Source organism: Collinsella aerofaciens (assembly GCF_015548375.1).
Classification (GTDB): domain Bacteria; phylum Actinomycetota; class Coriobacteriia; order Coriobacteriales; family Coriobacteriaceae; genus Collinsella; species Collinsella aerofaciens_AB.
Map to the genome: position 1 here is coordinate 1 of NZ_JADMWW010000032.1, position 13,374 is coordinate 13,374.

Annotated in this window: 11 protein-coding genes; 7 read left to right on the plus strand and 4 right to left on the minus strand. The window is 60.4% G+C overall.

Going from position 1 to position 13,374, the window contains the following annotated elements; genetic code table 11:
* The first annotated feature begins 166 nt into the window (after positions 1-166).
* Positions 167-931, plus strand: a complete 765-nt coding sequence (locus tag I1969_RS10400; RefSeq protein ID WP_195235061.1) for a gamma-glutamyl-gamma-aminobutyrate hydrolase family protein — start codon at positions 167-169, stop codon at positions 929-931.
* A 156-nt stretch (positions 932-1,087) separates the two neighbouring features.
* Here I1969_RS10400 and I1969_RS10405 read toward each other — a convergent pair whose 3' ends face one another.
* The 3 genes from I1969_RS10405 to I1969_RS10415 form a co-directional block, all read right to left on the minus strand.
* A complete protein-coding gene (locus I1969_RS10405) occupies positions 1,088-1,444 on the minus strand; it encodes an Hpt domain-containing protein (protein ID WP_195235062.1) in 357 nt (118 codons plus the stop codon).
* A 23-nt stretch (positions 1,445-1,467) separates the two neighbouring features.
* Positions 1,468-3,348 (minus strand): diguanylate cyclase, encoded by a 1,881-nt coding sequence (locus I1969_RS10410; protein WP_195235063.1) that lies wholly within the window; start codon positions 3,346-3,348, stop codon positions 1,468-1,470.
* A 202-nt stretch (positions 3,349-3,550) separates the two neighbouring features.
* The gene (locus I1969_RS10415) at positions 3,551-4,357 is read right to left on the minus strand and encodes an alpha/beta fold hydrolase (RefSeq protein ID WP_195235064.1); all 807 of its coding nucleotides are present in this window, start codon (positions 4,355-4,357) and stop codon (positions 3,551-3,553) included.
* A 225-nt stretch (positions 4,358-4,582) separates the two neighbouring features.
* Between I1969_RS10415 and I1969_RS10420 the strand changes: the two genes are divergently transcribed.
* From I1969_RS10420 to I1969_RS10430, 3 genes are all read left to right on the plus strand, one after another.
* Positions 4,583-5,359 (plus strand): radical SAM protein, encoded by a 777-nt coding sequence (locus I1969_RS10420; protein WP_195235065.1) that lies wholly within the window; start codon positions 4,583-4,585, stop codon positions 5,357-5,359.
* A gap of 166 nt (positions 5,360-5,525) precedes the next feature.
* On the plus strand, positions 5,526-6,413 hold the full coding sequence (gene map, locus I1969_RS10425) for a type I methionyl aminopeptidase (protein ID WP_195235066.1): 888 nt from the start codon (positions 5,526-5,528) through the stop codon (positions 6,411-6,413).
* Between the two features lie 129 nt (positions 6,414-6,542).
* Entirely contained in the window at positions 6,543-7,478 is a 936-nt protein-coding gene (locus tag I1969_RS10430; RefSeq protein ID WP_271748098.1) for a D-2-hydroxyacid dehydrogenase, read from the plus strand.
* 314 nt (positions 7,479-7,792) lie between these two features.
* Here I1969_RS10430 and I1969_RS10435 read toward each other — a convergent pair whose 3' ends face one another.
* Complete coding sequence (locus I1969_RS10435; protein WP_195235068.1) at positions 7,793-9,178, minus strand: M18 family aminopeptidase; 1,386 nt, start codon at positions 9,176-9,178, stop codon at positions 7,793-7,795.
* A gap of 161 nt (positions 9,179-9,339) precedes the next feature.
* On the opposite strand from I1969_RS10435, the gene I1969_RS10440 reads away from it, so the two are divergent.
* The 3 genes from I1969_RS10440 (at position 9,340) to I1969_RS10450 (ending at position 13,017) form a co-directional block, all read left to right on the plus strand.
* Positions 9,340-10,425 (plus strand): carcinine hydrolase/isopenicillin-N N-acyltransferase family protein, encoded by a 1,086-nt coding sequence (locus tag I1969_RS10440; protein WP_195235069.1) that lies wholly within the window; start codon positions 9,340-9,342, stop codon positions 10,423-10,425.
* A 140-nt stretch (positions 10,426-10,565) separates the two neighbouring features.
* Positions 10,566-11,645 (plus strand): 6-phosphofructokinase, encoded by a 1,080-nt coding sequence (locus tag I1969_RS10445; RefSeq protein WP_195235070.1) that lies wholly within the window; start codon positions 10,566-10,568, stop codon positions 11,643-11,645.
* A gap of 433 nt (positions 11,646-12,078) precedes the next feature.
* A complete protein-coding gene (locus tag I1969_RS10450) occupies positions 12,079-13,017 on the plus strand; it encodes a helix-turn-helix domain-containing protein (RefSeq protein ID WP_195235071.1) in 939 nt (312 codons plus the stop codon).
* Positions 13,018-13,374: the final 357 nt, after the last annotated feature.

A 13,374-nucleotide genomic window follows, 5' to 3' on the forward strand; every position in this document is an offset into this window, starting at 1 on the left:
CCCATCATCGCGGTCTACGGGGTCAAAGATATGGCACCGTGGGGACACATGTATGTCAATCCTGGTCTAACAGAGCCAACCCAATTGCCACGCGGGCAAATTCATCAGTAACGTTTGCCCCGCGCCACCCCTGTGCCATGTCCACCCGGATTCGAAAGCCGCAACCATGATCGGAACCCGCACCTCATCGTCCTACACCCCGCACGTCGACGTCGATCCCGCCGACCGCCCGCTCATCCTCGTCGCGCCGCGCTGGGAAGAGGCGAAGCCGTTTTTAAGCGAGACGCTCTCCCCCAACGAGGAAATCGCAAGTGTCTTTGTCGATGCCATCCTTGCCGCCGGCGGCCTGCCGCTGCAGATGTCCATCACCGAGGACATTGAGGTCATCCGCCATTACGTCGATATCGCCGACGGTATCGCTATTCCCGGCGGCCCGGATGTCAACCCCAAACGCTGGGGCGATGATCGACCCTACGACCCCACCCTCTGCTGCGAGATCCGCGATAGCTTTGAGTTTAAGCTGGTCGGCGAGGTGCTCCGCGCCAAAAAGCCGCTCTTTACCACCTGCCGTGGCACGCAGTTGCTCAACGTCGCCACTGGCGGCACCCTGTGCATGGACGTGCCGAGCCTGGGCGCTCGCGAGGGCCGCACGCAGTGGCGCCATACCCACGTGCTCAACGACCCCGTGCATCCCGTCGAGGTCGTGCCGGGCTCGCTGCTCGACCGCGCGGTTGGCGGACACAGGCTGATCCAAACCAACTCCGCACACCACTGCTGCGTCGATCGTCTGGGTAAGAGCACGCGCTTGGTCGCCAAGGCAACCGACGGCGTTCCCGAGTGCATCGAGGTCGAAGGCCAGCCATTCTGTCTAGGCGTGCAATGGCATCCTGAGTACACGTGGAAGACGCTCGAGACCGACTTTAACCTGTGAAAGTCGTTTGTCGAGGCAGCGGCTCAGGTTAAGCAGGCGCGCTAACTCACGGGCGGCGCAACAAAATAGGGCGCCCCGCCGACCACATGGTCCGACGGGGCGCCCTATTTTATCTATATCTACGACCTTGGAGCACGGTCCAAGGCTCGCGGTCTCTTACTCAGCCGCCTCACGCAGGGCCGACATCGTAGCCGCATACTGCTGACGCAGTGCATGTATCCCGTCGCGAGCACCATCAACGGTGTTGGCATTACGCAACGCCTCGGTCACCACGACCGCCGGCTCATACAGATTGTCGAACCCCAGGTTCTGGCTCACACCCTTAAGCGTATGCACGGCCATAAACGCACCCTCAACGTCCCCTGCCGCCATAGCGGCCTCCAGCTTGTCCATGCTCTCGTCATCCAAGAACTTAAGGGCAAAGCGGGCGAGCATCTCCTCGCCCATCAGGCGAACGCTGGCACCGTTGTAATCGGCGCCGATCTTCTCATACGCTTCACGCATGGAACCCATGAATTAAAACTCCTTCGGTCAAACTAAATCGTGGGGAACGCAACGACGTCGGCAGGACGTGCCAACGTTTCGACAATACGGTCTTGCACCTCGAGCAGGCAGTCGAGCAGTAGCGGGTTAAACTCACCGCACTTGCCGTCCAGAATCATCTGAATCGCTTCCTGGTGCGGGATGGCATCCTTGTACACGCGCACGCTCGTGAGCGCGTCGTATACGTCGGCCACCGAAACCACCTGCGCGGCAATGGGGATCTCGTCGCCCTTAAGGCCGTCGGGATAGCCCTTGCCATCCCAGCGCTCGTGGTGCCAACGTGCGATCTGGTACGCATATTCCAGCAAGGAATTGCCGGCATGTTGGTGACCCAGCTCAAACAGCATGTCGGCACCGAGGGTGGTGTGCGTCTTCATGATCTCGAACTCCTCGGACGTCAGGCGTCCGGGCTTGTTGAGGATCGCGTCGTCGATCGACATCTTGCCGATATCGTGGAGCGCCGAGGCCATGGCGATCGTGGAGCGCTGTTCGTTGTCGAGCGGGAACTTGTCGCTGCGATGCACCAGGCAGCCCAGCAGCAGCTCGGTCAGCTTTTCGATATGCGTGACGTGCAGGCCGCTCTCGCCGTTGCGAAGCTCCATGACGCCGGCCATGATATCGATCAGCATGCGGCTGTTCTTGACACGCTCGTTGTACTGCTGAGACAGCAGGCTCGTCAGACGACGCTGCTTGGCATACAGGCGGATGGTATTGCTCACGCGGCGGCGAACGACGCGTGCGTTAAACGGACGGTTGATGTAATCCGAAGCACCCAGCTCGTAGGCGCGCAGCACCACGTCATCGGAATCCTCGCTCGAGATCATGATGACGGGCAGGCTATCGGCAACAGTTCGGCGTGACAGTTCGCCCAGTACCTCAAACCCGTTCATACCCGGCATGATGATGTCGAGCAGCACAAGCGACAGCTCATCGCCGTAGCGGTCAACCAAATCGAGCGCCGTACGGCCGTTGTCCGCCTCCAAGACGCGATACTCGTCCTTGAGCATCTCGTTGAGGATAATACGGTTCATCTCGGAGTCATCGACGATAAGCACCGAGGGTTTTTCGCTTTGGAAGATCTCGATTGCATCGCTGTCGGTCACAACCGTACCGGGCTTTGCCTTGGCATGGCTTAAAAGCTGGACGGCACGGTTTACGCCCTCATCGACCGTCTCGCCATTGATGCGAACACCGCCCACGCATGCCGTAAGGCTTACATGCTCGTGACCAGGGACAATCGTGGCATGGACGGCATCGGATACATGACGCAGACGACGGGCAAAGTCATCGGAGGGGATATTGGGCATGACGGCCACGAACTTGTCGCAGCCAAGGCGCACAAGCTCGTCAGTCGAACGAATGCCGCCGCGAATCGCCGCCGCCACGGCGCCGAGCGCGAGGTCACCGGCATGACGACCACAGGTATCGTTGAAGACCCTAAAATCATCGAGGTCAATCATCGCAACGCCGGCGTTCATGCGGGCGCTACGAAGCTTCTCCTCGTAATAGCGGCGATTACGAACGCTCGTCAGCACATCGGTGTAGACAAGGTCCTCTTCTGCGACCTCTTGTTCATCGATCGGGCGCACCATCAGCAAAACGTGAGGCTCGCCCTCGACCGTCAAAGAGCGCACGCGAGCACGGTACTCGACGCCGTCGTTGAGCAGCCGCTCCGATATCTCATCCGAAGTCGCCAAGGCCTCAAGACTTGACTGACGCAGGCAAGGGCACCGATCGCCGGCGAGCAAGCAGTTGCGCTCGCTTTTGACCTGATCGGCCGACATCAGACGGACCACGGGGTAGATCTTCGCGACACGGGCAACCTCGGCGGCAGCCTCTTCGTCGGTTAGATTGGCCTCGTGATTATTGAGCATATGGGGCCCTTTCAATCGTTGCGTTTGATAGCAGTTGGTATCAAATGGTACAAGGGTAGCATCTTGTTGATGCAGGTAAGCACGTGAATATCGTTACATTTTCATGAGTTGGCAAACGGTATATTTGGAGCTGCAGACGCAAGGTTTGGAGGGCGTTTGTTAACATCGCCGAAACGCTTGCAAGCGCTGCCCGCCAAGGCCATTAAAAGCGCTGGGGCTCTAGAATATCGCGAACGGCACGAGCCGCTGCCGCCGGGCGATCTCGAAGGCCGTTATGCGCTCCGGGAATCGTCACGAGCGGGCAGCCCAGGAACTCTGCAGCTGCTCGCGTGCCCGCCTCGCGGGATGTGCCAATCGAAAGCTCACCCAGAAGCACGGCGGCAACGGCCTTTGGTACGCTGATCTCTTCCCATTCGGGCGCATAGGTCATGTTGGGCCCGTATTCATTTGCCATGAAACAACGGCCGTTGCGCAGGGCATGCTTGGCTTCCGCTTCAGTTGTCTTGGGAGCCTCGGGGTCCGGGTCGCCGATGGCGCCCAGAAAGGCCCTCAATGCCCTCGAGACCTTCCCCGCCGCAATCATGTCGAGCAAAATGGGGGCCGCGCCCATGCCAGCACCTTCACCCGTCACGGCGGGCTCGTGCAGAATCGCACGCGAAACGACAGCCGGGTTTGTGCGAAGAAGCTCCAGAGCCACCAACGTGCCGGCACTGTGCGCGAGCACGTTTGCCGGAGCGCCGACGTACTCGATAACGGCTTGCAGATCGGCGGCTTGGGCAGCAAGATCGTAGCGGCCGTCTGCCGCGTCGCCGCTCTCACCGCAGCCGCGGCGGTCGTAGGCAATTACGCGGTAGTCACAGCTGAGCTCGCGGGCGATGCCGTCAAAGAAGATGCCGTCGACGCAGGCACCGTGCACGCATACCAAGGCAGGCGCATCGGACGGCACGTCCGGGCCGGCATACTCACGACAGGCAATCGTGGTGCCCGCATTCTCAACCGTAAAATCCATGTTGTGCCCCCATTATCAATACCTATTCAGACGCACGCCAGCATGGCTGGATAGGCCCTCGTCGTCTTATGCTTTGTTAACAGATTAACTGTACCCGACTCGAAGCCTTTCATGGCGCAGCATCGAGGGCGGAGTGAGAAATCGAAACCCGTAAAGCACAAGCCCGGACCATACGTTGGCGCCGATGCTATGCTTAGGCACAACTGTCTTGAGGAGCATGTTTCTATGTCTACGTTTTTAAATGCCAGCCCTATCTTTGGACCCGTCCGCAGCCGTCGTCTCGGCCTGTCGCTGGGCGTCAACATGATGCCGGCCAGCGGCAAAATCTGCACGTTCGACTGCATCTACTGCGAAAACGGCCTCAACGCGGAGCGTCCCTGCCACGAGCCGTATAACACAGCCGACATGGTGCTCGACGCACTCGAGGCCAAGCTGCGCGAAATGGCAGCCGAAGGCGAGCTCCCCGACGTGATTACGTTTGCCGGCAACGGCGAGCCCACCGCCGCGCCGGAGTTTCCGCAGGCCATCGCCGGCGCCGTCGCACTGCGCGACGAGCTCGCCCCGAACAGCAAGATCGCCGTGCTCTCCAACGGCACGCGCGCCGACCGCCCCGAGGTACACGATGCGCTCATGATGGTCGACGACAATATCCTTAAGCTCGACACGGTCGATCCAGCGTTTATCCAGCTGCTCGACCAGCCCGTCGGCCCGTACGACGTTGAACATCAGATCGAGACGTTCGCAAGCTTTGACGGCCACGTCATTATCCAGACGATCTTTTTGACGGGCGAGTACCAGGGTAAGTCCATCGACAATACCGGCGAGGAATACGTTGGTCCTTGGCTCGCAGCGCTTGAGCGCATTCGTCCGCAGGAAGCAACCATTTACACGGTGGCGCGCGAGACGCCGGTCGCCGGCCTTGCCAAGGCAGCACCCGAGGTGCTCGACGCCATCGCCGCACGCGTCCAAGCCCTCGGCATCCCCTGCCAGGTGAGCTACTAGCACGCAGCCACGATTCAGGCGGCCAGCGCCCCCCCTCTCACCCCATCAGTTGCGGTGATATAGTTCCTGTTTATGCCGTTAAACCGCTTAAATCGGAACTATATCACCGCAACTCATATAGGCATGTTAGTGGGCTATACTAGCTGCGGATGAAAGGAAGTTAGCCATGTTTGACAAGGGACCTGTGCCCGGCCGCAACGACGCCTGCTGGTGCGGCAGCGGCAAAAAATATAAGAAATGTCACAGCGCCTTCGACGAGCGCCTCGAGCGCCTGTGGGAGGAGGGCTGGGAGGTTCTGCCCCGCACACTCTACAAGACGCCTGCCGACATCGAGGGTATTAAGCGCTCCGCCGCCATCAACGTGGGCGTGCTCGACCACGTTGGCGAGCACATCGCCGCGGGCATGACCACCAACCAGATCGACCAGATGATCTACGACTACACCGTCGAGCACGGCGGCACGCCGGCCGACCTCAACTACGAGGGCTACCCCAAGAGCGTGTGCACCTCGATCAACGACGTCGTCTGCCACGGCATTCCCTGCGACACGGACGTCCTGCACGAGGGCGACATCATCAACGTGGACTGTTCCACAATCCTGGACGGATACTTTAGCGATTCGAGCCGCATGTTCTGCATCGGCGAGGTCTCGGCCGAGCGCCAGCGCCTGGTTGACGTCACGCGCGCCAGCGTGGAGGCGGGCCTTGCCGCCGTCAAGCCGTGGCTGCCGCTGTCCGTCATGGCCGAGGCCGTGCAAAAGACGGTCGAGGACGCCGGCTTTAGCGTGGTGCGCGAGTACGGCGGACACGGCATTGGCAAGGAGTTCCACGAGGACCCGTTCGTGGGCTTTACCACCGAGGCGCCCGACGTGGACACCATCATGGTGCCGGGCATGGTCTTTACCATCGAGCCCATGGTCAACGCCGGAGCACCCGACATTAAGATCAGCAAGGGTGACGGTTGGTGCGTGCGCACCAAGGACGGCAGCGACTCCGCCCAGTGCGAGGTTCAGCTGGTCGTGACCGAGGATGGTTACGAGCTGCTGAGCTGGTAGCCGTACGGACGCCGGATGCTGGCGGGCACGCCCGTCTTGTATCCGGCGTTTTGTTTGAACGTTTTGCCTGATAAAACCTGCCAAAATAAACCTGTCCCTTTTTGGCAGGTTAAGCGGAGAGGACTGCTTGTGAACATCCTGGTTTTGCTGCCCGTCAACGATCGTCATCGCGCGATTCTTGAGTCGAGTGCTCCGGGCGAGGACTTTATCTATACGAGCGCCAGCGAAGTCACACGCGAGCAGGTCGCGGATGCCGATGTGATCCTGGGCAATATCGACCCCGCCATGCTCACGGCATGCGAGCATCTCCAGCTGCTACAGCTGCAGAGTGCCGGTTACGACGATTATCTCGCCGCCGGTACTGTGCCGGCCGACGCCAAGCTCTCCTGCTCGGTGGGCGCCTACGGCCAGGCCGTGAGCGAGCACATGTTTGCCATGGTCCTTTCCATGATGAAGCGCCTGCCCGGCTACCAAGACCTGCAGCGCGAGCATCGCTGGGAGGATTTGGGGCCGGTCACTTCGCTCAAAAATGCCAATGTACTCGTACTGGGCGCCGGCGATATCGGTGGGCACTTCGCCACGCTCTGCCGCAGCATGGGCGCACACGTCCGCGGTATCAAGCGTCATCCGCTCGTCTACCCCATCGTGTTTGAGGACATGGACGGCATGGACGCCCTCCCCGAGCGCCTGGCCGAGGCTGACATCGTCGCATCCTTTATGCCCAGCACACCCGAGACCCGCGGCCTGGCGAACGCCGAGTTCTTCGCCGCGATGAAACCGGGTGCCCTCTTTGCCAACGGCGGCCGCGGCGATCTTGTGGTCGCCGACGACTTGGTTGCGGCACTCGAGTCCGGGCACCTTGCCGGCGCTGCGGTCGACGTCACCGACCCCGAGCCGCTGCCTGAGACAAGCCCACTGTGGGATGCGCCCAACATGCTCATCACGCCGCATGTCTCCGGTTGGTTCCACCTGGCAGCCACGCTCAACAACGTGGTGGATATTGCCGCGGAGAATCTACGCCACCTACAGGCCGGCGAAACTTTACGTTGTTGGATTGAACATTAGGGGATCTATTCCGCCGTTCTAACGGACGGCGGACCGGTCGACGCTACGAACCCGCCGTTTGGCCAATCTGCCGTTCAATTTCAAAGGCGCGACCAGAAGGTCAGCGCCTTTTCATTTCACGGCACCTTGGCTCAAACGGCGGACTCTCGCTGACTTTTGCTCAACCTGTGGCGTTTCTTTTTTGGTGCAATGGGGTCAGGTTAGTTTGCACTATGACGTTGGCTCTACCTGCGGCGTCCTGACAGTTCCGCCTAGCTGTTGGCATTTACCCAGATAAAACCTGCCAAAATGAACCTGTCCCTTTTTGGCAGGTTTTACAGTTCTACGCTTTCGGCGCCGTTGATGGTTAGGTTGTGCTCGTAGAAGGCGGTAAGGGCGCGGATGGCGCACACGACGTCGCGGACGCCGCCGGTCTCGTAGCTTGAGTGCATGGCCAGCTGCGGCAGGCCCACGTCCACGGCGTGCATGCTCGCCTGCATATTGGACAGATTGCCGAGCGTGGAGCCGCCGGCCATATCGCTCTTGTTGGCGAAGACCTGCGTGGGCACGTCGGCGTCATCGCAGATGGCCTGGAACACCGCGCGGCTAAAGGCATCGGTGCAGTAGTGCTGGTTGGCGGCTTCCTTGATGACGATACCGCCGTTGAGCACCACCTGATTGCGGGCATCGCACTTCTCGGCGTGGTTGGGGTGCACGGCATGTGCGTTGTCGCAGCTTACAAGCATCGAGGCAGCAAGTGCGCGATGGTACGACTCGTCGTCAAAACCCAGCGATCCGTTGATGCGGCGCAGCGCGTCGGCCAAGAAGGTCGACATGGCACCCTGCTTGGTCTCGGAGCCAACCTCCTCGTTATCGAAGCAGCAGAAGACCGAGACGTCGTGCGCGTTTTCGGCGCCTAAAAATGCCTGCAGCGAGGTGTAGGCGCAGGCCAGGTCGTCGAGCTTGGGCGTCGAGATAAACTCGTCGGCCCAGCCCCAGATGCGTGCATCCTGACGATTGACCAGGAACAGGTCGCGACCCAGAATCTGCTCGGGCTCAACATCCAGCTCTTCGGCGATCAGGGCATCGAAGTCACCCTGCTTAAGCTCGCCGGCGCTGATGAGCGGACACAGGTCAACGGCTCGGTTGGGAGCAAAGCCCTCGTTAACGCCGCGGTTCATGTGGATGGCGAGACTCGGGATAATGGCGACCTCGCGCTCTGTAGCAAGCAGGCGGCTCTCGATACGGTCGCCCTCGCGTACCAGTACGCGGCCCGCGAGTGCCAGCGGACGGTCGAACCAGGTGTAGTCGATCATGCCGCCGTAGGCCTCGGTGTTCAGGCGCAGCGTCTCGCCCGCGCCATCGAGCTCGGGCACGGCCTTGACCTTAAACGTCGGCGAATCGCTATGCGACGCCGTGAGCTGAAAATGATAGTCACCGGCAACGCCGTCCTCGCCCCACGTCGCGGCCAGGTCCTCGCCCACTTTAAAGGCAACAACGCTCGAGGTATTGCGCTGCGTGTAGTAACGACCGCCCGGCTCGATATCCCATGCCGCGTTCTCGGGCAGGTAGGTAAAGCCCGCCTCGTCGAGCTCGGCCATAATGGTCGCCGCCGTATGGAACATGCTGGGGCATGCCTCGATAAAGTCGATAAGGTCGTTGGCGGCCTCGATATCGTCGGCAGTCACGTGCACGCGCTCGGGCGTTTCCTGATCCGTCATGCTCTCCCCTTTCGCTGGGTTGATGGTCCCCTCCAGCATACCCCGCCGCGCCAGCGCCGCGCCTTTCATTCCATGTTTAATCCCGCGCCGCTCGCCAAGTTGAGCCATCATGCCCGTGCACCTTTTGCGACAATTACGTTAACAGGACGAGAGGAGCCGTCATGAAGCCACGTAACATTGCCATCGCCTGCGGTGTTGCAGGAACCGCCGTCGGCCTTGCCGCTGCCGCCGGCATCGTTTACCGCAAGCAAATCAAGTCCGCCGCGTCGCTCAAGCGCTTGACCGACTATGCGGATGGCTATGACCTGTATGCAATCGACGTCGCCTACGACTACGACCTCGACCGCATCATCGCCGCTGGCGTGCGCGACGATCAGGCCTACATCGATGCTGTGGTGGCGCAGGTGTTGCCCGGCGTGCCGGCACATGTCCAGGCGCCCCAGTTTGCCTGCAGCGCCTTTGCCGCCGTAGATGCCGAAGGCCGCGTGCGCACCGGTCGCAATTACGACTTTAAGGACGACACCTCGGCGCTGCTGGTGCGCAATCACCCGCGCGACGGCTATGCCTCCATCGGCTTTGCGGCCCTTAACAACCTGGGCGATAACACTCCGCTTGACTCCGTCGCCGGACGCGCCGCCGCGCTCATGGGCCCGTTTGCCCAGCTCGACGGTGTTAACGAATGCGGCGTGTCCATTGCCGTACTCACCCTGGATTCCAAGCCCTGTGACCAGGACACGCAACGCCCCGTCATCAACACTTCGCTCGCCATCCGCCTTGTGCTCGACCGCGCGGCTACCACGCAGGAGGCCGTAGACCTGCTTTCCGCCTACGACATGCACGCCATGGCCGGACGCGATTATCACTTCTTTATCAACGACGCCGCCGGTGACGCGCGCGTAGTAGAGTGGGATCCGCACGATCCGGACCGCGCTTTCAAAGCGACTCCCGTACGCCAGGTTACGAACTTCTACGCCTGCTATGGTGACGAAGTGCTGCCCAACCAAAAGAATGGCGAGCTGGGCCATGGTAAAGAGCGCGCCGTCGCCATCGCCGATGTCCTCGACGCCCATGCCGGCGCCCAAGACGAGGCAGTCGCTTGGAAAGCCCTACGCGCTGCGGCGCAAGAGCCCAATCCGGAAGACATCACCAGCAACACGCAATGGTCGGTCGTCTTTGACAATACCGAGCCCGCTGCTGCCATCACGCTGCGCCGTCACTGGGGCGACGTCGACGCCTTCGCGCTTTAAGGAGCCAGGCCCATCGACCTTACGCTCGCCTGACGTTACTTACATTTCTATACATCTGAGCTAACACGTTTTACCTCCGCATCAACAGTGTGCGGGGGTAAACTTATGCGCATGTTATAACTTGCCCGGAAGGATTCATCATGCTTAGGATTGGTCTTCTTACTAGTGGCGGCGACTGCCAAGCGCTCAACGCCACCATGCGCGGCATCGTCAAAACGCTCATGACCAATAGCGAAGAACCTATCGAGATCTACGGTTTTGAGGACGGCTACCAAGGCCTTATCTACAGCAGGTTCCGCGTCATGACGCCCGCCGATTTTAGCGGCATCCTCACCCGCGGCGGCACCATCCTTGGCACGAGCCGCACGCCGTTCAAGCGTCTGGACACTCCCGAGGCCGACGGCGTCGAGAAGGTGCCGGCGATGGTCCACACCTATCACAAGCTGCAGCTCGACTGCCTGTTTATGCTGGGCGGCAACGGCTCCACCAAGACCGCCAACCGCCTGCGCGAAGAGGGCCTCAACGTTATCGCTCTGCCCAAGACCATCGATAACGACACCTGGGGCACCGAGATGACGTTTGGCTTTACGAGCGCCATCGACGTCGCCACCAAGTGCATCGACGACATCCACACCACCGCTTCGAGCCACGGCCGCGTGTTCGTCATCGAGATCATGGGCCACAAGGTTGGCTGGATCCCGCTGTACGCCGGCGTCGCGGGCGGTGCGGACGTCATCCTGATCCCCGAGATCCCCTACGACATGGACCAGGTTATCAAGACCATCGAGCATCGCATGGAGACCGGCAGCCGCTTTACCATCGTGGCCGTCGCCGAGGGCGCCATCTCTAAGGAGGACGCGGCGCTGTCCAAGAAGGAGTACAAGAAGAAGCTCGCCGAGCGCACGAGCCCGTCGATCGTCTACGACATCGCCAAGGAGATCGAGGCCAAGACCGGTCGCGAGACCCGTGTCGCTATCCCCGGTCACACGCAGCGCGGCGGCCAGCCCGACGCTCAGGACCGCATCTTTGCGACCCAGTGCGGCGTCGAGGCCGCGCTTGGCTGCCTGCGCGGCGAGTTTGGCTACATGATTGCCCTGCGTGACGGCAAGATGTGTCACATGCCGCTCGAGGATGTTGCCGGCAAGCTCAAGTATGTCGACCCCCAGAGCGATCTGGTGCGCGAGGCCAAGGCGTTGGGCATCAGCTTCGGCGACGAATAACCTCGGCTGGAATCCACCCCATCGGGCCCTCCGACCCCGCCCGACGTATTTCGATTTGGCTCCTCCCTTGACTCCGTCAAAGGTCGCCAATCGAAATCGTCGGGCGGGGTCGGAGGGCCCTGCGTTTACATACTCGCCGGGGCTATTCGTCTTCTTGCTGCGGGTGCCTGGTCTGAAATTCAGTTGCGGTGAAATAGTTCCTGTTTAGTCCGCAAATGGCTGAATCCAAAAACTATTCCACCGCAACTTACTGAGTGGGGGCTCTTGGCTGCTACTTGCACTGACATTTGTCCTGAAATGGCTGGTCGTTAGGGGTTGCTACCGGTAGTTGCGGTAGGGTTGGAGCAGATTCTAACTAGAAATGGTGGTCGCTACCGGTTGTTCTCAGCATACTCGGCTCATTCGATTCGACCATCAAACGAAAGGAACCACCATGGATCTTGCGATGGCACAGCGGCTCGTTGATCGCCGCAAGGCTGCCGGGCTTTCTCAGGAGGCGCTTGCCGCCCAGCTGGGCGTGAGTCGTCAGGCTGTCAGTAAATGGGAGCGCAGCGAGTCCTCGCCCGATACCGATAACCTTATTGCGCTCGCCGCGCTGTATGGCGTGTCGCTGGATGAGCTGTTGTATGGGGAGACGGTGGATAGCACTGACGACTCGCAAGCTGATGATGAGGCACAGGACAGCGACGCCGGCACCAAAGCTTCAGATGAGGCTGAAGAGGCTGAGGCTTCTACTGAGCACTCTGGTTACAGCGATAAGCCACTTGTCGATATTTCCCTCACGCGCGGCATCCACGTTATTGATCCCAACAAAGGCGAAGAGGTCCATGTTGGCTGGAATGGCATCCATGTGGCTAACGAGCGCAAGGGCGAAGAGGTCCATGTGGGGCCAGGCGGATTGCATATCGATACGCTTGAGGACGATGGACATAGCGTGCATACCAATGACGACGGCACCGTCACCATCGACGGCGAGACGTTTTCCAGCTGGAAGGAAGCACACGACAAGCTCGACCATCATGGCAAGCATTTCCACACCAAGGTCGGACGTACATGGAACAAATTCCCCTTCCCCGCGCTCGTCACCCTCGCCTACCTGGTGCTCGGCATTGCCTACGGCACATGGGCTACGGGACTCTTCCTCGTCTTTTTGATTCCCGTCTATTACGCGCTTGGCGACTTTATCGACCAACGCCACTTATCTAAGCTGATCGATGTCGTCTATTCGGTCAGTGCCGAGGCATGGTTCCTCTACATGTGGCTCTGTCTGGGGCAACCCCATCCCGCCTGGGTAATTCTCATCACCATCCCGGTCGTAAAAGCACTCATGCGTTGGTGCCGTAAACGATGGAAGCATCGCGAACGAGCCTAAACCATCCCAGCCCGACGGCAGCACCCAACTAGTACCCCCCCCCGCCCCTCCCTCCTAAGTTGCGGTGATATAGTTCCGGTTTTAGCCTTGAGTAGTCGAATTTAGGAACTATTCCACCGCAACTTACGAATGATCGGAGCGGCTACAGCACAAGCGTCGGCGTTCGTTTGATGGTCCGCCACGAAAAGGGCCTATCTACTACGTTTAACTCGATGGGGCCAACCATGACCGCCTTTTTCGAAAATCGACAGGCCTTCTACCTGCACTGATAATTGTTCTCGGGGGAAGCGGGCACTGCGGGGCGCGGCAACGGCGCGCGATTTCCGCGTCGCAGCGCTACCCTGATGCTGAATGCCG